The following is a 22,551-nucleotide window of genomic DNA, read 5'->3' on the forward strand; positions in this document are numbered from 1 at the left end:
GGTCAGAAGCCGGCAACCATCACCACAGCCGCATAATGGGCCGCAGCCCCCAGCAGCACATGGGCATGCCAGATCGCCCGATTGAACGGAAGATGATCGCCCAGATGAAATACGATACCTAGGGTGAACAGAACGCCGCCACCGACCAGCAACACAAGCACGACGGGGCTGAACACAGCGATCAACGGGCCGATCATCAGCACAGCCATCCAGCCCTGCATCAGGGTCAGCATAAAGCTGAGCCGTTCGAAACGGCGAAAAAAGAACAGCTTCAGCGTGACGCCGATTAACGCCAGCGTCCATGCCCCGGCCGCCAGTGCGATGCCATTGGTCCCGCCAATGCCGATCAACGCAATCGGCGTGTAAGTTCCTGCAATCATGAGGTAAATGGCTGCATGGTCGAAGCGACGCAAGACCCTGCGCGCTGATTTGTGCAGCGTCATGTTATAGGCTGCCGAAAGCGTGAAACTGGCGATCAATCCGGCACCATAGGCCAGCATGGGAGGCAAATATCCCATGGGCGCATCCCCCAGCGCCCAATAGATCAGAGCCGCTGCGCCGATCAGGGCGGCAAAAACACCAAACCCATGGACAACGCCATCTGCGATATATTCGCGGTATGTAAAGTCCTTCCCGAACTCCATCGAACCACCCTTTCGCTTATCTAATAGATAAGAGCCAATACGGGCATCGGCATGTCGATATGCGGGAAATAAAATGTCAACCGCACGTGACACGACGCACTTTCAGTCTAAAAGCTGGCAGAGAAATGTAAAGAAATAATGACCTTAGAGGCCCTGCGACATTTCCGACAGGATGGTTGGGATCATCATGACATCGTCGCGTGTGCAAGCGAACTGGCCGACCGTGACGCGAATGACGAACTGGCCCTGGTGGCTGGTCTGCGTCAGATAGATCCGCCCGTCCCGGTTCACACGATCCAGAAGGGTGGCCGTTGCCTCATCATCCTTGAAGCGGAAGGTGAACAGCGACAGGATCGGGGGTGTCGTGATGGCAAAGCCGGGCAGGGCCGCGATGGCACGCGCGGCATCATTGGCCCATGCAACATGGTTGCGGATGCGGGTGCGCAGGCCGGACAGTCCCTCGGACCGCAACAAGAACCAAAGCTTCAACGCCCGAAAGCGGCGCCCCAGCGGCAAGGTCCATTCGTTGTAGTTAACGACCTCGTCGCCACCTTGTGTCTTCAGATATTCGGGCCGCAGTCCCATGGCCCCGATCTGGGGGGCGGGGTCGCGCAGAAACTGCACCGCACAGTCGAACTGCGCACCAAGCCATTTGTGCGGGTTGAAGACGATGCTGTCGGCGGCCTCGATCCCAGCCCAGAGCGCCCGAAACTCTTCGCAGATCATTGCCGAGCCTGCCCAAGCCGCGTCGACATGAACGGTCAACCCGTGGCTATGCGCCACTTTGATACAGGCGCCGATATCATCACACGCCCCGATCGATGTGCCACCGACGCACAGAACGACGCCTGCGGGTTTCATCCCCGCCTGAATATCCGCGCGGATCATTGCCTCCAGCGCGTCAGCGTCCATCGACCAGGTGGGGTGGTCGGGGATGGTCGGCACTTTCACAAGGTTGTCTTGCCCGATCCCGGACAGGCGCACCGCCTTGTCCACGCTGGAATGGGTTTGCGCGCTGGCATAGATGCGCAGGCGGGGCGCACCAGACAGGCCCTTGGTGATCCCTTGATGGCTCAACGCAAGCTCTCGCATCGTGGTCACGGCTGAAAATGTCGCGGTGGTCGCGCTGTCATGAATGGTGCCGGTGAAATCGGCAGGCAGCCCCAAGGCGTCGCGCAGCCAGCGGATGACAAGGTCTTCCATCTCGTTGGCCGCCGGCGCCGTTTGCCACAGCATCGCCTGCGCCGACATTGCGTTGGCAAGCTGTTCGGCCAGCATCGAGGCCGGGGCCGCATTGGCTGGGAAATAGGCAAAGAAGCGCGGGTGCTGCCAATGGGTCATCGCGTCGGGCACCAGCCGGGTGAAATCGTCGAAGATCGCCTCGATCGGTTCGGGCGCTTCGGGGACGGGGGCCTCGATCCTGGCCAGAAAGTCGCCTGGCGCGATGTCGGGGCGCACCGGGCGGTCGCGCAGCCCGGCGTGGTAGTCACGCGCCCAGTCGGCTGCGCGTTTTTGCCAGTCTGCCAGTTCTGAATAGTCCATTGCTCGCTCCAACAGGTATATTGTTAACTTGTTAACCGAGTGAGTGGCAGCGTCAAGTTATCCATAGCGTCAACACCAGACGATCGGATCGGCTCAAGCGTTTTCAAGTGCCGTGATGATCGGCGAAAAATCCGCGGCCGACAGGCTTGCCCCGCCCACCAGCGCGCCATCCACGTTGGACACGGCAAAGATCTGGGCCGCATTGGAGGCTTTGACCGACCCGCCATACAGGATACGCGTCGAGCGGCCGACCCCTTCGCCAAAGCGGCGTTCCAGACGGGCGCGGATGAAATCATGAACCTCGCCGATCTGGTCCAATGTCGGAACCTTGCCCGTGCCGATGGCCCAGACCGGTTCATAGGCGACGACAAGGTTTTCGCCCGTCATATGGTCCGGGATGGACCCTGCCATTTGACCTCCGATGATTTCCAGCGTGTTATGAGCGTCGCGTTCGTCAAGCGTTTCGCCGACACAAACCACGGTTTTCAAGCCTGCGGCGATGGCGGCATACACCTTCTGGCGGATATTTGCGTCGCTTTCCTTGTGGTCTTCGCGCCGTTCTGAATGGCCAAGGATCACAAACTGCGCCCCCGCATCCGCCACCATCCCGGCCGAGATATCGCCCGTATGTGCCCCGCTTTCCTGCGCGTGGCAGTCCTGCCCGCCGATGGCAATTTGTTCAGGCACTATGTCAGCGGCCCGCGACAGAAGCGTTGCCGGGGGACAGATCAGGATGTCGCATCCCGGCGTGGGGTGGGCAGATGCCAGTGCCGTCAACTCGGTCAGGCTTGCGTTGGTTCCGTTCATCTTCCAATTGCCCGCTGCCAGTTTGCGCCGCATCTTTTTTATCCTTCCTCTGTCTGATGGGACCGTTGTCCGATGCAGGGCGGGGGGCGTCAAGCCCCGGCGCAATCCGCAGGCCTTGCGCGGGCAGGTGGGATCGCTACAACCATACGGCACAATGGACTGCCAGAAGGAATGTCGCCATGGTCCCCAGACTGGACGCTGCACTGATTGACGCGCGCGATCCTGCGACAATGGATGCCCTTCGACACGCCGTCGAAAAGGTCGGCTTTTTGACAGTGCACAACACAGCGATTTTGCGCGCCGACATTGCGCGCGTCATCGAAGCCTATCGCGCCTTTTTTCATTTGCCCGACGCTGAAAAACGCGCCGTAGATATGGCCCAGACCGGGGCCAACCGGGGCTGGGGCGCTCAGGGAGCCGAGCAAGTCGACCCGGCGGCCAACCCCGACTACAAGCAAGTCTTTGATAGCGGCTTTGCGTTGAAGGCCGACGATCCCTTGCGCGCCCAAAACCTGTCGGTCTACGGCGACAACCTTTGGCCTGACGTGCCGGGCTTTCGCGACGTGATCGAAGGCTATTATGCAAAGGCCCTTACGGTGGCGATGGGGCTGTTGCGCGCAATCGCCGCCGCGATTGGTGAGGACGAGGACCATTTCGACGCAGCCTTCACCCGACCGATGGCGCTGTTGCGCGGAAATTACTATCCGCCGCGGCCCGATTGGGCGGCTGAAAAAGACTTCGGCATCGCAGCCCATACCGATTATGGCTGCCTGACACTTTTGGCCTCAGACGGCGTGGCAGGGCTGGAGGTTCTGAGCGCCGATGGCAGCTGGTCCAAGGTGAACGCCCCGATCGGAGACTTCGTCATCAATTTCGGCGAAATGCTTGAGATGTGGACGGCAGGGCGCGTCAAAGCGACGTTGCACCGCGTCATTGGCACGGCCGAGGAGCGCATTTCGGTCCCTCTGTTTTTCAACCCCAATCACGACACCAACGTCGCGCCGCCAGGCGCGGGGCGGGTCATACTGGCGGGGGATCATATGAAGAAGAGGTTTGACGAAACCTATCTACACCTGAAAAAGGCCGCGCGGGATTAAGACAAGGCCGCAAGCGCCCGCTGCGCCCAATCGCAGGCAAGCTCTGGGTCATCCAAAGCGGCCTCGGGCAGGGTCCAGTAGCCCATCGTCTTTCCATTCATGCCGAAGATGCGGCTGCCGTCAGCCTGCAAAGCGTCGGCAAAATCGCCCTTGGCCTTCAGAAAAACCTGGCCGTCGCTGGACAGGATCGCAAAGACTTGCCCGTCGGCATAAAAGGTCGCGCCGCCCATCATTTTGCGATGTGTCAACGGGCCAAGTCCGCTGAACAGCTCTTTGACGAAGGCGATATCGGCGTCTGAAACCGCCATCAGCTGGTTGAGGTCTGCGTGGTCAGGTTGTCGTCGAACTTGATCGATTCTCCGCAGCCGCAGGCTTCGCTGACATTGGGGTTGCGGAACTTGAAGCCAGCTTCAAGAAGCGACACCTCATAGTCGATTTCGGTCCCGAACAAGAACATCTGCGCCATCGGGGCGATGATCACACGCGCATTGCCTTGTTCGACAACCTCGTCATGGGGGTCGACCTCATCGACATAGTCCATGGTGTATTCCATACCCGCACAGCCACCTTTCTTGACGCCGATGCGCAAGCCTTTGTGGCCCCCAGACGCCATAAGCTTGGCGATCTGCGCTTCTGCGGTGGCGGTCATGGTGATCGGCGATTTGCCGGGAATACCAAACATGGATGTCTCCTTCGCCTTCAAGGTAAGGTCTCGAAGGGTGTCACTCAAGTGGCTGGCGTCCGGGCTTACATGAAGCCCAGTTCAAGTCGGGCTTCGTCGGACATCATTTCCATGCCCCAGGGGGGATCCCACGTCATTTCCACGTTCACGTGCTTGATGCCCGCCACCGGCTCGATCGCTTCGACCAGCCAACCCGGCATTTCACCGGCAACCGGACAACCGGGCGCGGTCAGCGTCATGGTCAGGTCAACTTCATTCTGGTCGTTGATCTCGATCGTGTAAACAAGGCCCAAATCATAAATATTGACTGGAATTTCGGGGTCATAGACCGTTCGGCATGCCTCGACAACACTGTCATACAGGGGGTGATCCACTGTTGACGGCTTGATCAGGGGTTCGCCTTCAAGTTGGTCCGGAGTGTTCATGGTCATGCTGTGTCCGTCTTAATCCTGACTGAACATATAAGGATTGGAGCGGCAGAGGTCCAGTGGCGGCGTCGCGTTCAATGATGCGTTTGCAGCGCGACCTTTGCGCACAGCGGAACAGACAACCGGCGCGGTGGCCGCTTGGGCCACATTGCGCGGCTGCCTTTCGTTTCTTTTCCGACGCCAATAAGCGTCAAAAGCGAGAACTGTCGCCCAATTGCCAGAGGATTGATGCGCAATCGACAAGAATTTGCCTTAAAATGGACGATATCCGCGCTGACGTTGACGATGGGTCAATCATTTGCGTCCATGCAGAATCCGTGTTGTTAGGGGAGCACAAAGAAGTGAAACCGACAGGTAGTGGCGAAAACCGTTCACCTACATGTAAAGAGCAGTTGGATGAGGCTGCACGCATGGTGCAGGACGTGGCCTATACGCTGGCCAACCGTGTCGACAGCACGACCCTGACGGAGCTCATGCTGGCCTGTCGCAAGCTTGAGCGGCTGTCTGAACGGTTTTCGACCAGCAGCTATGGACGCGTCCCGTTAGAACAGGACGAAACGACCTGACATGTCGCGCCCAACACCCGTTACATCACCTGCGAACAGAAAACTCTTGGCAATCTTGCCGGCATGCGCCACATCAGCCGCATGCAAGATCAAAACCCACCCCGCATAACGTTTTCCCTTAAGACCACGGACGGCAAGGCCCGCACCGGTGTGATCGACACGCCGCGCGGCCAGATCCGCACACCCGCCTTCATGCCTGTCGGAACGGCGGCCACGGTGAAGGCGATGATGCCGGAAAGCGTGGCGGCGACCGGGGCCGACATTTTGTTGGGCAACACCTATCACCTGATGCTGCGCCCGACGGCAGAGCGGATTGACCGTCTTGGCGGGCTGCACAAGTTTATGAACTGGGACAAGCCGATCCTGACCGACAGCGGCGGTTTTCAGGTGATGAGCCTTGCGGGCTTGCGCAAGCTGACCGAAGCGGGCGTGACCTTCAAATCGCATATCGACGGCTCGAAGCATGAACTGACGCCGGAACGCTCGATGGAGATCCAGAAGCTGCTGGGATCGGACATCGTGATGTGTTTCGACGAATGTCCTGCGCTGCCCGCTGATCGCGACCGGATTGCCGAAAGCATGCACCTGTCGATGCGCTGGGCCGCACGGTCGCGCGATGCGTTCGGGGATCGCCCCGGCCACGCCCTGTTCGGGATCATGCAAGGTGGGCTGGAACGCGACTTCCGCGAAGAAAGCGCCGAGGCCCTGAAAAAGATCGGGTTCGACGGCTATGCGGTGGGCGGTCTGGCCGTGGGCGAAGGGCAGGCGGCAATGTTCGATTGCCTTGATTTTGCGCCGGATTTCCTGCCCGACGACAAGCCGCGCTATCTGATGGGCGTTGGCAAGCCTGATGACATCGTCGGCGCGGTCAAACGCGGCATCGACATGATGGACTGTGTGTTGCCGTCACGCTCGGGGCGCACAGGGCAGGTGTTCACCCGTCACGGCGTTTTGAACATCAAGAATGCCCGCCACCAGGACGACCCGCGCCCGCTGGATGAAAACTGCGGATGCCCCGCCTGCCGCAACTATTCGCGCGCCTATCTGCACCATGTTTTCCGCGCGCAAGAGATGATCTCGGGGATGCTGCTGACATGGCACAATCTGCACTATTTCCAAGACATCATGCAGGGTATGCGCGACGCAATTTCAACGCACAGCTTTGTTGAATGGGAAGCAGATTTCCACGCGAACCGCGCGCAAGGCGATATTGAACCGCTTTAAGGGTTCCGAAACCCGGACCATGCCAATTTTGCGCCAGCTTTCCCCTTGTCGTCAGCGCGCGGCAGGGGCAGAGTGTTGGGGCAAACCGGGTTGACGTTGGACGGCACGATCCCCATCTGAATACCCGAACAGGAGGTGCCCGCGCTGCCGAAACACAGGGGCAGGGCGCTTTGCCAATAACAAGGAAATCCTATGAGTGAGCAACTGAGCCAATCCTTCCCGGTCCTGCCGCTGCGTGACATTGTGGTCTTTCCCCACATGATCGTGCCGCTTTTTGTCGGACGTGAAAAATCCGTGCGTGCGCTGGAAGAAGTGATGGCGGATGACAAGCAGATCCTTTTGTCCAGCCAGATCGACCCGTCGGTGGATGAACCAGACGTGGATGGCATCTATTCCGTTGGCGTTCTGGCGAATGTCTTGCAGCTTTTGAAGCTGCCCGACGGCACTGTGAAAGTGCTGGTCGAAGGGCAATCGCGTGTGCGCATCAGCGACTATGTCGACAATGCAGATTATTTCGAGGCCTTCGCTGAGGTGATCGAGGAACGACCCGGCGATCCCAACGACGTCGAAGCGTTGCTACGGTCAGTCGGGGACGAGTTTGAACGCTACGCCAAGGTCAAGAAAAACATCCCGGAAGAAGCCCTTGCCGCCGTGTCCGAGACGCGCGCGCCTGACAAGCTGGCCGACCTTGTGGCCGGCCATCTGGGCGTCGAAGTTGATCAAAAACAAGAGCTGCTGGAGACCTTCGTGGTCAGCGAGCGGCTGGAAAAAGTCTATGGGCTGATGCAGGGCGAAATGTCCGTGCTGAAGGTCGAGAAAAAGATCAAGACCCGCGTCAAAAGCCAGATGGAGCGCACTCAGCGCGAATATTATCTGAATGAGCAAATGAAGGCCATTCAGAAAGAGCTTGGTGACGGCGAAGAAGGCCAGAACGAACTGAACGAACTTGAAGAAAAGATCGAAGCCACCAAACTGTCGGCCGAGGCGCGCGAAAAAGCGGATGCCGAGCTGAAAAAGCTCAAGAACATGTCGCCCATGTCAGCGGAAGCGACCGTTGTGCGCAACTATCTTGACTGGATGCTGGGCCTGCCATGGGGCACGAAAAGCCGCGTCAAGCGCGATCTGAACAACGCGCAAAAAGTGCTCGACGCAGATCACTACGGGCTTGAGAAGGTCAAGGAACGGATCGTCGAATATCTGGCGGTTCAGCAGCGCTCGAAAAAGCTGAAGGGGCCGATCATGTGCCTTGTCGGCCCTCCGGGTGTGGGTAAGACCAGCTTGGGCAAGTCGGTCGCCAAGGCCACGGGGCGCGAGTTCATTCGCATCTCGTTGGGTGGGGTGCGCGATGAAAGCGAGATTCGCGGCCACCGCCGGACCTATATCGGCTCGATGCCCGGCAAGATCATTCAGGCGCTGAAAAAGGCGAAAACCACGAACCCGCTGATCTTGCTCGATGAGATTGACAAGATGGGGCAGGATTTCCGTGGCGACCCGGCGTCGGCGATGCTTGAGGTGTTGGACCCGGAACAGAACTCGACCTTCGTCGACCACTATCTTGAGGTCGAATATGACCTGTCGAACGTGATGTTCCTGACCACCGCGAACTCCTACAACATGCCCGGCCCGCTTCTGGACCGGATGGAGATCATCACGCTGGCGGGCTATACCGAGGATGAGAAGCGAGAGATCGCGACCCGTCACCTGTTGCCGGAAGTGATCAAGGATCATGGGCTGAAAAAAGACGAATTCGCCGTCAAGGAAAGCGCGCTGACGGACATGATCCGGTATTACACACGCGAAGCGGGTGTGCGGAACCTGAAGCGCGAACTGGCCAAGCTGGCGCGTAAAGCCGTGACCAAACTTGTGAAAAAGGAAGTCACCTCGGTCGAGGTAACGCCCGATCTGCTGGACGACTATCTTGGCGTGCGCAAGCACCGCTTCGGGCTGGCAGAACAAGAAGATCAGGTGGGTGTCGTCACGGGGCTTGCCTGGACCAGTGTCGGCGGTGACCTTCTGTCGATCGAAGCCCTGCGTCTGCCGGGCAAGGGTCGGATGAAGACCACGGGCAAGCTAGGCGATGTGATGAAGGAATCAATCGACGCGGCCAGCTCTTATGTTCGTTCGATTGCGCCTGAAATCGGCGTGGAGCCTCCGAAGTTCGAAAAGTGGGACATCCACGTGCACGTGCCCGAAGGCGCGACGCCCAAGGATGGGCCGTCGGCGGGTTTGGCGATGGTGACCTCGATCGTGTCGGTTCTGACGGGTATCCCGGTGAAGAAGGACATCGCCATGACCGGCGAAGTGACCCTTCGCGGCAACGCGTTGGCCATTGGCGGGCTAAAGGAAAAGCTGCTGGCGGCGTTGCGTGGTGGTGTGAAAACCGTGCTGATCCCGCAAGAGAACGAAAAAGACCTGCGTGAGATCCCCGACAATGTGAAAGAGGGGCTGGAGATTATCCCGGTCAGTCACGTGTCGGAGGTTCTGAAGCATGCGCTTGTGCGCCAGCCCGATCCCGTCGAATGGGACGAAGCCGCCGAAGAAGCCGCCGCCAAGGCCTTGGCCAAGGACGCGGCAGGTGCGGCGCCCATGGCACACTGACCCCAAACGGGACGTATGAAAGACCGAAAGGCGCGGCAGCCGATTGCCGCGCCTTTTGCTTTGCCGCGTTGCAAAGGTGGAAGTCTGCAGCCCGCCAGCCTATGATGTGTTCAAACGCATATAATGAGGTTCCAGACATGGCGAGCAAGCCGAAATCCCCCGCGACCGCGACCCGCAAGACGACTGCCAAGGCGCCTGCCGCTGCAGGGTCCGTCCGAAAGACGGCCAGTACGCCTGTGCCCCGCAAAACGTCCACGTCACCCAAAACCGCGGCATCCGCCAAGCCCGCCGCGGGCTTCCAAACCAGCGATGCGGTGGTTTCGGTCGTCAACAAAAAGGCGATGCTCGCGCGCGTCGCCGCACGGGCCAACGTGCAACCCAATAAAGCGCGAGAGGTCTATGAGGCTGTGCTGGAAGAGCTTGGTGATGCCTTGCTGAATGGAGACACATTGAAGCTTCCACCTTTGGGAACGCTAAAGGTGAACCGCCAAAAAGAGCTGCCGAATGCAAATATCGTCATTTGCAAGTTGCGGCGCAAAAAGCCCTCTGCGGTGGCCACAGACCCCCTTGCACCCACTTCGGAGTGAAGCTAAAACCCCGATGGCTTGGGTGATTAGCTCAGTGGTAGAGCGCTTCGTTCACATCGAAGATGTCAGGAGTTCAAATCTCTTATCACCCACCATTTTCTTTTTGAGGTCAGCAAAGACAGCGTTTCCCTGATCGTCTGAGAACAGGTTTTTCAGGCGCCGCGATTTGTCGGAAGCACGCGTGTTCAGCCGCCACCCGCCGAGAATTTGTGCGGCGACATGCCGAAGGCTTCGCGAAAGCGTTTCGAAAAGTAGGCTGCGCTGTCATAGCCGCAGGCCGCAGCCACATCGACCACAGGCATATCCGTTTCCGCCAGCAAAATCCGCCCCCGTTGCAGTCGCAGGTCCTGCAGGTATTTCTTTGGGGTGGTGTTCAGGTGATGGCGAAACAGACGCTCCATTTGCCGCCGCGAGACGCCCAGCTCTTCGGTCGCGATGTCCAGATTGACGTGGTCTTCCAGATGCTCTTCGAAATGGGCGATGATACGCACCAGCTTTTCGTTGCGCACCCCGATCGAGGCCGAGGTCGAGCTTTGTTGCCGGTCGGTTTCAGACCGTTGCACGCTGTGCAGGCACATGTTCAGAACCGCTTGCGACAAAACCGGGCCATGCGTTTCATAGATCAGCTTTAAAAACAGATCGGTGGCCGCCGCCCCGCCTCCGCAGGTCATCACCCTGTTGTCGATCGTATACAGTTGCTCGACCGGGGTCAGATCGGGGAAATGTTCGCGAAAGGGTGCGATGTTTTCCCAATGCAGGGTGAATTTATGCCCTGCCAGAATGCCCGCGCGCGCCAGTGTGTAGGCACCCGTGCACAGCGCGCCGACAGTTCGCCCAAGGCGCCATTGTTTGCGCGTCCAATCCGCCACTTTGGCGCTGGTCGACAAGTCTGGCTGGACCCCTGAGCAAATGAAAATCCGGCTGTTGCTGGGCGTATCCCCCAACGCGCAGTCGATGCCGATCTCGATCCCGTTCGAACAGCGCACGCTTTTGCCGTCTTCAGACATGGTGGTCCAGCGATACAAGGTCTTTCCGGTCAACTGGTTGGCAATGCGCAACGCTTCTATGGCCGAGGTGAAGGCCAGCATCGAAAGGTTGTGAAGCAAAACGAACACGATGGTTTCCGGCGTTTCCGGCGCGTCGATTTCGACACGCGCGATACCTTTGGGAATGACGGGGCCGGTCATGCTCACTTCCTTGCAGTTTGGGTGTGTGACACCATATGACACATCGGCCAATGTTCAACTGACAACATCCAAACCGCGTGCTCATGCGCTTGTGAGCGGGAAGGATTTCAGTTGGGTTCAGCCCACGCCTGGCCAGTGTGATCGCCGCAGCGGCGCTGCATGAACTTTTTTCGGGATTTCCGCAATCCGCCTCTTGCATTCAGCATTATGAGGACGCTATTAGCAGGCCTTGGAAGGGTGATTAGCTCAGTTGGTAGAGCGCTTCGTTTACACCGAAGATGTCGGGAGTTCGAGTCTCTCATCACCCACCACTTTCCTGTCTGTATGAATACGGTTGCGAAAAGAGCATGCTGGATGGCATGTGTCGCAGACCTTGCGAGGCGCCTGCTTATGTCGACGACCTATCCCGAACTCTTCGTCATCCGCCACGGTCAGACCCTATGGAACGTGGAAGGGCGCCATCAGGGGCGGCTGGATTCTCGTCTGACGGCCACGGGCACGGAACAGGCGCGGCGCATGGGGACCATGCTGCTAAAGCGGGTGAAAGATCGTCGCGATATGACGGCCGTTACATCGCCGCAGGGTCGGGCGCATTCGACCGCTCAGATCGCCATGGCGCCGCTGGGGTGGCCGGTGACGGTTGATGACCGGCTGTGCGAAACCTCTTTTGGCGCATGGGAGGGGCTGACCTTGGATGAAATACGCCAAAACTGGCCGCAACAGGCGACTTTTGGCGAAGACAACCCGCTGGAATGGAACTTCAAGTCGCCCGGCGGAGAGAGCTTGACGGACTTGCAGTCGCGCGCTGACAGCTTCTTGGGTGACCTTACCGGACCAGCCATCGTGTTTACGCATGGCATCTTTTCGCGCGTGCTGCGGGCGCGCTGGTTGGGGCTGACAGACGAGGGCATGCTGGCCCTTCCGGGCGGGCAGGGGGTCATCTTTCACCTGTGCCCCGATCACGGCCATCAGCTGATCGAAAAATAATTTGTAAAATCTCTATTGGCCGCTTGACGCCCCCCGGCCTGCGGCCTAGAACGCCCGAACAAGCCGAAAGGCTGGCAGTGAGCGGTTGTAGCTCAGATGGTTAGAGTACCGGCCTGTCACGCCGGGGGTCGCGGGTTCGAGCCCCGTCAACCGCGCCACCGCTGCCCGAAAGACACCCCGCCTCAGGCGGGGTTTTTTCGTTTTGAACCTGCCGTTGAAGGTGCAATTGCGCGGGTCGGACCACGTGATTTCCCCATTGACGCCTGCCCATGCGCGCTGTATCCAAGCCGCCACGCGCGGTTGTAGCTCAGCTGGTTAGAGTACCGGCCTGTCACGCCGGGGGTCGCGGGTTCGAGCCCCGTCAACCGCGCCACTTCACCACATTTTCGGCTGTTTGCAGTGCAGTTAGTTTGATGTGGCAGCCGTTCATGGCCAAGAGAAAGGTGAGGTCCGCGCATGTCTGTCATTGATGACATCCCACTTCTGACGGTGCTTATCTTTTGTGCGACCATCGGACTTGCCCCATTCACCCCCCCGCATGTCTGGGAAAAGCTTGTGATGCTGTTCAGCGGCACGTTGGTGCGACCCATAGACATGTTTGATCTTTTGATGCACGGCACGCCGTGGGTGGTGCTGGTAGTGAAGCTTGTCAGGATGCGCGGTGGCGATCAGCCCGGGGAAGAGGGCTGACCGTAGCGGTTTTCGCGGCTGTTGCGGGCACCTTAACTGGGTGGCTTAGGACAGCTCCGCCAGAATGCGCGCCCAGCTACGGATGCCTTTGTGGAAGCTTTCCAGATCGTATTTCTCGTTCGGGCTGTGGATGTTGTCGTCATCCTTTGCAAACCCGATCAGCATCGCGTCCACACCAAGGATGTCCTTGAAATAGCCCGCAATCGGGATCGACCCACCGCAACCCGCAAAGGCAGCAGGGATGCCCCATTCGTCACTCAGCGCCTTGCGGGCTTGTTCGAACATCGGATTTTCCGTTGAGACCTGCGCGGCGGGCGATCCTTTTTCGGTGCGATATTCAACCGTGAAGCCCTCGGGCAAGCGGTCTTCCAGATAGGCGCGGAAGGTCTTGCGGATTGCGTCGGGGTCTTGCTTGCCCACCAGTCGGAAACTGACCTTGGCCGAGGCTTTGCTGGGCAGCACGGTCTTGAACCCGTCACCGGTATAGCCTCCCCAGATGCCGTTCACATCGCAGGTGGGGCGCGACCACAGCATCTCGATCGGCATACGGTCTTGTTCGCCCGCCGGGTGTTTCAAACCAACATCGCCAAGGAAGGCCGCGTGATCAAAGCCCAGCCCCTGCCATTGGGCGCGCATCTCGTCTGACAGCTCCTCAACCCCGTCATAAAAGCCGGGCAGGGTGATGCGACCTGTGTCGTCATGCAGATCGGCCAGAGCACGGGTCAGAATACGGATCGGGTTCATCGCCACACCGCCATACATGCCCGAATGCAGGTCGCGGTCGGGGCCGGTGATGGTGAAATCTTCGCAGGTCATGCCGCGCAATTGGGTGATGATCGCGGGGGTCTTTGATTCGAACAGACCGGTGTCGCAGATCAGCGCGATATCGGTGGTCAGCTCGTCTTTGTTGTCCTCCATGAAGGGGATCAGCGAGGGCGAACCTGATTCTTCTTCGCCTTCGAAAAACAGCGAAATGCGCGCGGGCAGGCTGCCGTGGACGGCGATCCACGCCCGACAGGCTTCGACAAAGGTCATCAATTGGCCCTTGTCATCAGACGATCCGCGACCTCGGATCACCTTGCCCGCTGGCGTGTCTTCAAGGGCGGGCTCAAACGGCGGCGAGTCCCACAGCTCCAGCGGGTCAACGGGCTGCACGTCATAATGCCCATAGAACATCAGATGCGGCGCATCTGCAGGGCCATCTGCATGCGCCACGACCATCGGGTGGCCCGGCGTTTGGCGTTTATCTACTTGAAATCCAATGGTTTTCAGGTCGCCCACCAACCAATCGGCAGCCTTCTGGCATTCCACGGCATATGCTGGGTCCGTCGAAATGGACGGGATGCGCAACAGCGCCAGAAGGCGGTCGATGGCGTCAGGAAGGTCCGCATCAATACGGTCCAGAACAGGGTCGAGCGACATGGGAAAGGCTCCAATTTGGTGGTTGTTGGCGTCGAGCCTACCAGCCCGGTCGCCGCTGTCCAGCCGGTGTGACAACGGAGGCGTAGTGTCGCGGAAATCCCAAAAAGGGTTCCGTTTGCGCTGGATCAATGTAAAACCCGCGTGCAAACCGTTAACACGGCAAGCAGCGACGATCAGGGAAAAACATATCTAATTTTTGAATATGTTTGTGAGGTGATACCCTGTATGTTGAGCGAACGAACAGGATCAGACCGGCCAGGAGGGAACCTTGGACTATAATCACGAGCTCGACGCAGCGCTGCAGCGCCTGCACGACGAAGGCCGCTATCGCACATTCATCGAGATTGAGCGTTGCCAAGGCCAATTCCCCCACGCCACTTGGAACAAGCCCGATGGCACCGAAGCGCCCGTCACCGTTTGGTGCGGCAACGACTATCTGGGTATGGGCCAGCACCCCGCTGTGCGCGATGCCATGCACGAAGCGATTGAAGCCACCGGCGCCGGTTCGGGCGGCACACGCAACATTTCTGGCACGACCGTCTATCACAAACGGCTAGAGGCCGAGATCGCGGACCTTCACCAGAAGGAAGACGCACTGATCTTCACCTCGGCCTACATCGCCAATGACGCAACCCTGTCGACATTGCCGAAACTGTTTCCCGGCCTGATCATCTACTCTGATGCATTGAACCATGCCTCGATGATCGAAGGTGTGCGCCGCAATGGTGGGGCAAAACGTATTTTCCGCCACAACGACCTGGCGCACCTTCGCGAGCTTCTGGAGGCCGACGATCCCGCCGCGCCCAAGCTGATTGCGTTTGAAAGCGTCTATTCGATGGATGGTGATTTCGGCCCGATTGAGGCGCTGTGTGATTTGGCCGACGAGTTCGGCGCGCTGACCTATATCGATGAAGTGCACGCGGTCGGTATGTATGGCCCGCGCGGTGCTGGCGTGACGGAACGCGACAACCTTGCCCACCGGATTGACATTATCAACGGCACGCTGGCCAAGGCTTATGGCGTGATGGGTGGCTATATCGCGGCGTCGGCGAAAATGTGTGACGCCGTGCGCTCTTACGCGCCGGGCTTCATCTTCACGACATCGGTTCCGCCTGCGGTTGCAGCAGGAGCGGCGGCGTCAGTCAAGCATCTGAAGACGGATCAGGCGTTGCGCGACGCGCACCAGACGCAAGCAAAGATTTTGAAAACCCGCCTGAAGGCGCTTGGCTTGCCGATTATCGACCACGGTTCGCACATCGTGCCGCTGATCGTTGGCGATCCGGTCCACACCAAGCAACTGTCAGATATGTTGTTGGAAAACTTCGGAATTTACGTCCAGCCGATCAATTTCCCCACCGTGCCGCGCGGCACTGAACGGCTTCGGTTTACGCCGTCGCCGGTGCATGGTCCGAAGGAAATGGATGCGCTTATCAATGCACTTGACCAACTTTGGTCGCATTGTGAGCTAAATCGCGCCGAACTGTCCGCGTAACCTCAATCGTCGACTGCACATATTGTGGAGTTGTGTTAGGTTACCACTAGGGAAGGCGATGGATTCGAATCGTTGCCTTTTTTCGGGACAAGAGAGGCAGTAGGAGCAGCTGGATGATCGGGCGTTGGACCACGTCTCGGGTCGAGGAAGAAGAGAAGCCGACAGGCTTCGATTCCTTTGACCTTCGCTTGGGCGACGTCATGCGTGGCGAGCGTGCGACGCTCGGCAAATCGCTGCTTGATGTGCAGCGCGAACTGAAGATCAAAGCCACCTACATCGCCGCCATCGAAAACGCGGATACCTCGGCGTTCGAGACGCAGGGTTTCATTGCCGGCTATGTCCGGTCTTATGCGCGTTATTTGGGGATGGATCCGGAATGGGCCTATAAGACCTTTTGCGCCGAAAGCGGTTTCACCACCGCGCACGGACTTGCCCCAAGTGCTTCAAGCCAAACTGACAAGGCGGCGAAAGCGGCCAAACGGGCCGACCACAAGGGCGACCCCCTGGCCAATCCTAATGCCAAATGGGTGCCTCAAACCGAAAGCGTATTTGCCGGGATTGAACCGGGTGCCGTCGGATCGGTCGCTGTGTTGGCGGCCTTGGTCGGCGTCTTGGGCTTTGGGGGCTGGTCGGTCCTGCAAGAAATTCAACGGGTCGATTTCGCCCCGATCGAACAAACGCCCGGCGTGCTGTCCGAGCTGCCTGATGTGGGGTCTGGCCCCTCTGTGCTTGGTGAAAGCGACGGCACTGAACGGTTGGCGGATGCAGGTGTTGGTCTGACTTCTCCGCCGTCTGCCGAGGCATTGGACCGGCTCTATCGCCCTCAGGCGCTGGATGTGCCGGTGCTGACCCATCGTGATGCGCCGATCTCGACGCTTGATCCGTCCAGTGTTGGCGTGTTGGCCAGCGTGGCGACACCGACATTTGGTTCAGCGCCAGAGCAGCCGGGCATCGGGCAAGGCATCGGATCTGGCATTGCGTCGTCATTGCCAGGGAACATGGGGCTTGACGATATTGCGGTCGCCGCGTTGGAGGCTGATGGCAACGCTGCCTCCACACCGCGTGCGGTGAAGGTGCTGGGCGACGATGCGGCCGAAGTGGCGGTCTTCGCGGTGCGTCCGTCATGGGTGCGCATCCAGTCTGCCGACGGCACCGTGATTTTCGAGAAGATCCTTGATGCCGGTGAGCACTATGTTCTGCCCAAGACCGAGCAGGCGCCTGTCATGCGCACCGGTAACGCGGGATCGGTCTATTTTGCCGTGAACGGAACGGCCTACGGGCCATCGGGTGACGGGCCATCCGTCGTCAAGAATGTCGCCTTGTCACAAGAGGCGCTGACAGATGCCTTTGCACTGGCTGATCTGGCTCAGGATTCGGACCTCGCGACCTATGTGGCCGAGCTTCAGCCCAGCCAGTAGTCTCACCAGCTAACCTACGAACGAAACTTCGATATCGCCACGACGCAGGGGTGCTTGTGGACGCTGCGCGTGCACGTTATTCCTAGCGCCAAGACAACAGGCTGAAGGGTGGTCCCCATGTCCCACAATCCAATCCGTCCTTGGCGGGATATCGAACGCCGCAAATCACGTCAGGTGATGGTGGGCAATGTCCCTGTTGGCGGCGACGCGCCGATCGCGGTGCAGACCATGACCAACACTGATAGCTCTGATGTAAAGGCGACGCTTGGTCAGGTCATCGCGGCCGCAGAAGCAGGCGCGGACATCGTCCGTATTTCCTGCCCCGATGTCGGGTCGACAAAGGCGCTGAAGGAGATCACGGCTGAAAGCCCGGTTCCGATCGTTGCAGACATTCATTTCCACTATAAGCGCGCCATCGAGGCCGCCGAAGCCGGCGCTGCGTGTCTGCGCATCAACCCCGGCAATATCGGTGATGAAGGCCGTGTGCGCGAGGTGATCAAGGCCGCGAAAGACCATGGCTGTTCGATCCGGATCGGCGTGAACGCCGGGTCGTTGGAACGGCATCTGCTTGAAAAATATGGCGAACCTTGCCCAGAGGCGATGGTGGAAAGTGGTCTGGAGCATATCCGCATCCTCGAAGACAACGACTTTCGCGACTACAAAATCAGCGTGAAGGCGTCTGACGTGTTCCTGTCCGCCGCCGCCTATCACGGCATCGCAGAGGCCACAGATGCCCCGATCCACCTAGGCATCACCGAGGCCGGAGGCTTTGTGTCGGGCACCATCAAAAGCGCCGTCGGGCTTGGCACGCTCTTGTGGGCGGGCATCGGTGACACGATCCGCGTCAGCCTGTCGGCAGATCCGGTGGAAGAGGTCAAAGTCGGCTTCGAGATTCTGAAGTCCCTTGGTCTGCGCCACCGGGGCGTCAACATTATCTCGTGCCCCAGCTGCGCCCGTCAGGGGTTTGACGTGATCAAGACAGTGGCCACGTTGGAAGAACGCCTTGCTCATATTCACACCCCTATGAGCCTGTCGATCATCGGCTGCGTTGTGAACGGTCCGGGCGAAGCCTTGATGACCGATGTCGGCTTTACCGGAGGTGGTGCGGGGTCGGGCATGGTCTATGTGGCGGGCAAGCAGGACCACAAGCTGGACAACGAGAAAATGGTGGATCACATCGTGGCGCTGGTCGAAAAGCGCGCGGCGGAAATCGAAACGGAAAGCAGTGAGGTCAGTGCGTAAGGGGCTTGCCCCTTTACCGCCCTGCCAATCACAGACCGGCTTAGTTGCGCGCCACGGATTGGATCGGGAACCGCAAGCCGTCTTCGGTGATGACCACCAGCGCGTTGTCGTTCATCACATATAGATCGCAACGTGACACGCCAGTAACAAATGTAACGCAAGCAGTGCTGTCGTTGCCAAGCACATATTGGCCCAGCCACGTGCCACCGCCGCCATAGGTATAGACATAGCGCCCATCAGGATAGAAGGCCGAACGACCCTGATCGTAATAGATCAATGTGTTGCCCGTCAGGTGTTGGGAAAGCTCGGCAGGGCTGAGCAAAACATCATCCGTTCGGGTCTGCCAGTCTGTGGCGAGGGCCGGGCTAGCAAGCATGAAAGAGGCCAAGAAGCGCGCGGTGGTGGCGAAGGGACGGGTCATCGGCAGTCCTTTTACCCCAGCCTGCGCGGTCGGCGCGACCGGGTCACGTCACGAAGAGGTGAGCACGGTCACTCTTTCGCGAGGCGAGCCTTGCGACCCCCACGGCGTTTGGTCAACAGCTCTTTGCGCGCTGGCAGGTCAGCCATGACCGCGCGCCGCGCTGCCGGTGACAAGCGCGACCAAATGCCGATTTCCTCGATCGACCGCAGGCATCCGGTGCAGATCCGGGCCGTGGGGTGGACGACGCAGATCTTGACGCAAGGGCTTTCGACTTCGTCCCGCTTCCACAGTTCATTTGCCATCACAGGTGCCTCATTCGGTCCAACACACCTTGCAGGATATACCCGGCGGCAACGTGGTCGATCACCTCGGCGCGACGCTTTCGGGACGTATCCGCCTCCAGCAGGGCGCGCTCGGCGGCGACGGTCGACAGGCGTTCATCCCAAAAGGTGATCGGAATATCCGTCAGCTTTTCCAGATTGCGCGCGAAAGCTCGGGTGGACTGGCAGCGCGGACCTTCGCTTCCGTCCATATTGCGCGGCAGGCCGAGAACCAAGCCTCCAAGCTGGCGGTCGGTGATGATCTTCAGCAGGTGCGCCGCATCGACCGAGAACTTCGTCCGTTTGATCGTTTCCAGCGGCGTCGCCACCTGCCGGAAACTGTCAGAGACCGCGACGCCAATCGTTTTGGTGCCAAGGTCCAGCCCACCCAAAGCCGCCATCGGGGGCAAGGTGGGTGCGAACGCCTCGATCGTGTCAAAGATCACTTGGCGACCCCAGCCTGTTCAGCTGCCGCGCGCACGGTTGCCAAGGCGTCGGGATAATCCGCAAAGAGGCTTTGCGCTTCGCCCCAGATCGCTGTGGCCCGTTCGGTGTTGCCGACAACGCCAAGAACGCTGATCAGACGCGCCCATTCTTCGGGGCTGCCGCCTTCGGTGGCGAGGCGCTCGGACAATTGTTCGATCATGCTTTGGATCATCGCCGTGCGATCTTCTGCGTCCATGTCCTTTGCCGCTTCGATATCTTCGGCAGTTGGACCAGACAAGCCGGGCATGGCGCTCGGGGCGGTCGGGGCGCTCGGGCGCGTGGGTGCCTCAGGCGGGCTGTAATCTTCGCCGGCATGGGCGGCCAGGCTGCCAATCTGCGACCGGACCGAGGTCCACCAGATCGCCGTTTCAGGCCCTTCTTCCAGCAATCCGCGCCACAGGCGAAAGGCCATGTCAGGTCGTCCGTTCTGGGCGAACAAAAGACCTGTGTAATAGCGGGCCAACTGATGACGGGGCTCGCGTTCCAATGCCGCTTTCAACATCGCCTCGGCTTCGGGCGAGATGAAGCCGCCGGTTGCGTTCACCATCAGGTCCGCTTGCCGGACAAAGTCGTCCGCGGTTGCGGTTTCACCTTTTACCTCAATCAGTTGCCCCATGGCTTTGCGGGCGGCGATCATGTTGCCAAGCGCCGCTTCGTGCTGTGCCAAAAGGTCCAGACCACGCGGATCATCGGGGCGCTGTGCCACGGATTGGCGCAGCCCTTCGATCAATTCAAGGTAATCGGCGGGCGCTTCGGGCGGTGGTCCGGGCCACGCGGGCATGTCGGCTTCGACCTCTGCCTGACTGGGGCGACTTTCACGCATCTCCTGGCTAAGGGCGATCCGTTTGGCGCGGCCAAGGTCCTGATACCCCGGTGTGCCCAGTTGCCAGTAAAGCCCAAAGGCACTGGCGGCAATGATGACGGCGACCACCCCCATCATCACGCGGTTGGTCGTCGCCGGCGCATTTACCGGAGCCTCTTTCGCTTGTGCGATGCGGTCAGCCTCAAGCAAGCGGCGCGAAATCTCGACGCGCGCGCGGTCGGCCTCTTGTGAGGACAGGGTGCCGCGCGCCACGTCGCGCTCCAGTTCCTTCAACTGGTCGCGATAGACCTTCATATCGGAACTCTGTTTGCGATCGCCCGTCGGTTCAGCACCAGACGACGTATGCCCCTGCCGGAGCATCTTTTGCGCCAAGACAAGAATTGTGACGAGCGTCATCGCCCCTACGATCAGCCAGAAAACCATGTTCCCTCCGCGAATTGCGTTTCCCCCCATGTAAAGGGCAAAGCACCGGTGCAAAACCCCCAATGGTCAAGTGCGACAATCACGTTCGCGCGTGTGGCGCGCTTTTTCATGCCATGTCGTCTTTTTCTTTCCAAATGACGCTGGTTCGACTTCTTTTACCGGCGCTTGGGCGTAAAAATTAACAGGAACCGGGAACCCAACAGGGGAATCGCATGCGACGTTATTCTGCATTTGCCATTGCGCGCGAGGCTGCGCGCTATCACCAGGGATGGGAGCGCGCGTGGGCGTCGCCCAAGCCGAAGAAGAAATACGATGTGGTCATCGTGGGCGCGGGCGGCCACGGGTTGGCCACGGCGTTTTATCTGGGCAAGAATTTTGGGATCACCAATGTGGCGATCATCGAAAAGGGCTGGCTGGGCGGCGGCAATACGGGTCGTAACACCACGATCATCCGGTCGAACTATCTGCAAGATCCCTCGGCCGCGATCTATGAAAAGGCGCGTTCGCTTTACGAGACGATGAGCCAGGACCTGAACTATAACGTCATGTTCTCGCCCCGTGGCGTCATGATGCTGGCCCAGACCGAAAGCGAAGTGCGCGGATACGAGCGCACGGCGCATGCCAACGCGCTGCAAGGTGTCACGACCGAGTTCATCTCGCCCCAGCGCGTGAAGGAACTGGTGCCGATCATGAACATCGACGGCCCGCGCTATCCCGTTCTGGGCGCGTTGTGGCAGGCCCGCGCAGGCACCGCCCGTCACGATGCGGTGGCGTGGGGCTATGCACGTGCGTGTTCCGACATGGGCATGGACATCATCCAGAAATGCGAAGTGACCGGCGTGCGTCAGGCAAATGGCGTTGTCACAGGTGTCGACACCACGCATGGTCAGATTGATTGCGACAAGCTGGCCATGCTTGTGGCGGGCAACGCAAGCCATCTGGCCGATATGGCGGGCTTCCGTTTGCCGATGGAAAGCGTCGCGCTGCAAGCGCTGGTGTCCGAGCCGATCAAACCCTGCATCGACGTGGTCGTGATGGCCAACACCGTTCACGGCTACATGTCTCAGTCCGACAAAGGCGAGCTTGTGATTGGCGGCGGCACCGACGGGTTCAACAACTACACCCAGCGCGGATCGTTCCACCACGTGGAAGAAACCGTGCGCGCACTGGTCGAGACCTTCCCGATCATCTCGCGCCTGAAAATGCTGCGCCAATGGGGCGGCATCGTAGACGTGACCGGCGACCGCTCGCCCATCATCGGCAAGACGCCACTGGGCAACTGCTTCATCAACTGTGGTTGGGGCACCGGTGGCTTCAAATCGATCCCCGGATCGGGCTGGGCCATGGCCGAGACCGTCGCCAAGGGCGAACCCGGTGCGCTTGCCGGAGCATTCGGCCTGAACCGCTTCACCGAAGGACGCTTCATCGATGAAAGCGTGGCTGCGGGGGTGGCGCACTGATGGCC

The 22,551-nt window shown here is 59.5% G+C and carries 23 protein-coding genes and 4 tRNA genes; 15 read left to right on the top strand and 12 right to left on the bottom strand.

What is annotated here, in order from left to right:
* Positions 1-2: 2 nt before the first annotated feature.
* From Q0864_RS03960 to tpiA, 3 genes are all read right to left on the bottom strand, one after another.
* A complete protein-coding gene (locus Q0864_RS03960) occupies positions 3-644 on the bottom strand; it encodes a hemolysin III family protein (protein WP_298566368.1) in 642 nt (213 codons plus the stop codon).
* Positions 645-788: 144 nt separating this feature from the next.
* On the bottom strand, positions 789-2,186 hold the full coding sequence (locus Q0864_RS03965; RefSeq protein ID WP_298566370.1) for a pyridoxal-dependent decarboxylase: 1,398 nt from the start codon (positions 2,184-2,186) through the stop codon (positions 789-791).
* Positions 2,187-2,279: 93 nt separating this feature from the next.
* Entirely contained in the window at positions 2,280-3,026 is a 747-nt protein-coding gene (tpiA, locus tag Q0864_RS03970) for a triose-phosphate isomerase (protein ID WP_298566372.1), read from the bottom strand.
* Between the two features lie 146 nt (positions 3,027-3,172).
* On the opposite strand from tpiA, the gene Q0864_RS03975 reads away from it, so the two are divergent.
* Entirely contained in the window at positions 3,173-4,090 is a 918-nt protein-coding gene (locus Q0864_RS03975) for a 2OG-Fe(II) oxygenase family protein (protein WP_298566374.1), read from the top strand.
* On the opposite strand, the gene Q0864_RS03980 is transcribed toward Q0864_RS03975, so the two are convergent.
* The 3 genes from Q0864_RS03980 to Q0864_RS03990 all read right to left on the bottom strand — a co-directional run bounded on the left by Q0864_RS03980 (position 4,087) and on the right by Q0864_RS03990 (position 5,203).
* Complete coding sequence (locus Q0864_RS03980) at positions 4,087-4,398, bottom strand: TfoX/Sxy family protein (RefSeq protein WP_298566376.1); 312 nt, start codon at positions 4,396-4,398, stop codon at positions 4,087-4,089. The two genes, Q0864_RS03975 and Q0864_RS03980, sit on opposite strands and share 4 nt — an antisense overlap.
* Positions 4,398-4,772 carry an iron-sulfur cluster assembly accessory protein gene (locus Q0864_RS03985; RefSeq protein ID WP_298566378.1) on the bottom strand — a complete coding sequence of 125 codons (375 nt, stop codon included), beginning with the start codon at positions 4,770-4,772 and terminating at the stop codon, positions 4,398-4,400. The genes Q0864_RS03980 and Q0864_RS03985 overlap by 1 nt, the downstream gene beginning before the upstream one ends.
* Before the next feature lie 65 nt (positions 4,773-4,837).
* The gene (locus Q0864_RS03990) at positions 4,838-5,203 is read right to left on the bottom strand and encodes an SUF system Fe-S cluster assembly protein (protein WP_298566380.1); all 366 of its coding nucleotides are present in this window, start codon (positions 5,201-5,203) and stop codon (positions 4,838-4,840) included.
* A gap of 389 nt (positions 5,204-5,592) precedes the next feature.
* Between Q0864_RS03990 and Q0864_RS03995 the strand changes: the two genes are divergently transcribed.
* From Q0864_RS03995 to Q0864_RS04015, 5 genes are all read left to right on the top strand, one after another.
* On the top strand, positions 5,593-5,766 hold the full coding sequence (locus Q0864_RS03995; RefSeq protein WP_298566382.1) for a hypothetical protein: 174 nt from the start codon (positions 5,593-5,595) through the stop codon (positions 5,764-5,766).
* An 81-nt stretch (positions 5,767-5,847) separates the two neighbouring features.
* Positions 5,848-6,990: a tRNA guanosine(34) transglycosylase Tgt gene (gene tgt, locus Q0864_RS04000; RefSeq protein ID WP_298566786.1), complete on the top strand. Its 1,143-nt coding sequence runs from the start codon at positions 5,848-5,850 to the stop codon at positions 6,988-6,990.
* A 192-nt stretch (positions 6,991-7,182) separates the two neighbouring features.
* Positions 7,183-9,588, top strand: a complete 2,406-nt coding sequence (gene lon / locus Q0864_RS04005) for an endopeptidase La (RefSeq protein WP_298566384.1) — start codon at positions 7,183-7,185, stop codon at positions 9,586-9,588.
* Between the two features lie 137 nt (positions 9,589-9,725).
* On the top strand, positions 9,726-10,175 hold the full coding sequence (locus Q0864_RS04010) for an HU family DNA-binding protein (RefSeq protein WP_298566385.1): 450 nt from the start codon (positions 9,726-9,728) through the stop codon (positions 10,173-10,175).
* A gap of 20 nt (positions 10,176-10,195) precedes the next feature.
* Positions 10,196-10,270, top strand: a tRNA-Val gene (locus Q0864_RS04015).
* Positions 10,271-10,360: 90 nt separating this feature from the next.
* Here Q0864_RS04015 and Q0864_RS04020 read toward each other — a convergent pair.
* Positions 10,361-11,362 carry a GlxA family transcriptional regulator gene (locus Q0864_RS04020; protein ID WP_298566387.1) on the bottom strand — a complete coding sequence of 334 codons (1,002 nt, stop codon included), beginning with the start codon at positions 11,360-11,362 and terminating at the stop codon, positions 10,361-10,363.
* A 235-nt stretch (positions 11,363-11,597) separates the two neighbouring features.
* On the opposite strand from Q0864_RS04020, the gene Q0864_RS04025 reads away from it, so the two are divergent.
* The 5 genes from Q0864_RS04025 (at position 11,598) to Q0864_RS04045 (ending at position 13,039) form a co-directional block, all read left to right on the top strand.
* A tRNA-Val gene (locus Q0864_RS04025) sits at positions 11,598-11,673 on the top strand.
* Positions 11,674-11,752: 79 nt separating this feature from the next.
* The gene (locus Q0864_RS04030; RefSeq protein ID WP_298566389.1) at positions 11,753-12,349 is read left to right on the top strand and encodes a histidine phosphatase family protein; all 597 of its coding nucleotides are present in this window, start codon (positions 11,753-11,755) and stop codon (positions 12,347-12,349) included.
* A gap of 81 nt (positions 12,350-12,430) precedes the next feature.
* Positions 12,431-12,507 (top strand) — tRNA-Asp (locus Q0864_RS04035).
* Between the two features lie 138 nt (positions 12,508-12,645).
* A tRNA-Asp gene (locus Q0864_RS04040) sits at positions 12,646-12,722 on the top strand.
* Positions 12,723-12,805: 83 nt separating this feature from the next.
* Positions 12,806-13,039 (top strand): RND transporter, encoded by a 234-nt coding sequence (locus Q0864_RS04045; protein ID WP_298566391.1) that lies wholly within the window; start codon positions 12,806-12,808, stop codon positions 13,037-13,039.
* A 45-nt stretch (positions 13,040-13,084) separates the two neighbouring features.
* Here the strand turns inward: Q0864_RS04045 and Q0864_RS04050 are convergent, their stop codons facing one another.
* Positions 13,085-14,461 carry a M20/M25/M40 family metallo-hydrolase gene (locus tag Q0864_RS04050; RefSeq protein ID WP_298566393.1) on the bottom strand — a complete coding sequence of 459 codons (1,377 nt, stop codon included), beginning with the start codon at positions 14,459-14,461 and terminating at the stop codon, positions 13,085-13,087.
* Positions 14,462-14,729: 268 nt separating this feature from the next.
* On the opposite strand from Q0864_RS04050, the gene hemA reads away from it, so the two are divergent.
* The 3 genes from hemA (at position 14,730) to ispG (ending at position 18,613) form a co-directional block, all read left to right on the top strand.
* Positions 14,730-15,953 carry a 5-aminolevulinate synthase gene (hemA, locus tag Q0864_RS04055; RefSeq protein ID WP_298566395.1) on the top strand — a complete coding sequence of 408 codons (1,224 nt, stop codon included), beginning with the start codon at positions 14,730-14,732 and terminating at the stop codon, positions 15,951-15,953.
* 113 nt (positions 15,954-16,066) lie between these two features.
* The gene (locus Q0864_RS04060; protein ID WP_298566397.1) at positions 16,067-17,371 is read left to right on the top strand and encodes a helix-turn-helix domain-containing protein; all 1,305 of its coding nucleotides are present in this window, start codon (positions 16,067-16,069) and stop codon (positions 17,369-17,371) included.
* A 117-nt stretch (positions 17,372-17,488) separates the two neighbouring features.
* Complete coding sequence (ispG, locus tag Q0864_RS04065; protein ID WP_298566399.1) at positions 17,489-18,613, top strand: flavodoxin-dependent (E)-4-hydroxy-3-methylbut-2-enyl-diphosphate synthase; 1,125 nt, start codon at positions 17,489-17,491, stop codon at positions 18,611-18,613.
* A 40-nt stretch (positions 18,614-18,653) separates the two neighbouring features.
* Here the strand turns inward: ispG and Q0864_RS04070 are convergent, their stop codons facing one another.
* From Q0864_RS04070 to ccmI, 4 genes are all read right to left on the bottom strand, one after another.
* Positions 18,654-19,034 (bottom strand): hypothetical protein, encoded by a 381-nt coding sequence (locus Q0864_RS04070; RefSeq protein WP_298566401.1) that lies wholly within the window; start codon positions 19,032-19,034, stop codon positions 18,654-18,656.
* Between the two features lie 68 nt (positions 19,035-19,102).
* The gene (locus Q0864_RS04075) at positions 19,103-19,336 is read right to left on the bottom strand and encodes a DUF1289 domain-containing protein (RefSeq protein WP_298566403.1); all 234 of its coding nucleotides are present in this window, start codon (positions 19,334-19,336) and stop codon (positions 19,103-19,105) included.
* Positions 19,336-19,800, bottom strand: coding sequence for a Holliday junction resolvase RuvX (gene ruvX / locus Q0864_RS04080; protein ID WP_298566405.1), 465 nt, complete (start codon positions 19,798-19,800; stop codon positions 19,336-19,338). Before ruvX ends, Q0864_RS04075 begins: the two co-directional genes overlap by 1 nt.
* On the bottom strand, positions 19,797-21,086 hold the full coding sequence (gene ccmI / locus Q0864_RS04085) for a c-type cytochrome biogenesis protein CcmI (RefSeq protein WP_298566407.1): 1,290 nt from the start codon (positions 21,084-21,086) through the stop codon (positions 19,797-19,799). Before ccmI ends, ruvX begins: the two co-directional genes overlap by 4 nt.
* Positions 21,087-21,298: 212 nt before the next feature.
* Between ccmI and Q0864_RS04090 the strand changes: the two genes are divergently transcribed.
* Positions 21,299-22,546, top strand: a complete 1,248-nt coding sequence (locus Q0864_RS04090) for a sarcosine oxidase subunit beta family protein (protein ID WP_298566409.1) — start codon at positions 21,299-21,301, stop codon at positions 22,544-22,546.
* The last annotated feature ends 5 nt before the right edge of the window (positions 22,547-22,551 follow it).

This window comes from uncultured Aliiroseovarius sp., assembly GCF_947497285.1.
Classification (GTDB): Bacteria; Pseudomonadota; Alphaproteobacteria; order Rhodobacterales; family Rhodobacteraceae; genus Aliiroseovarius.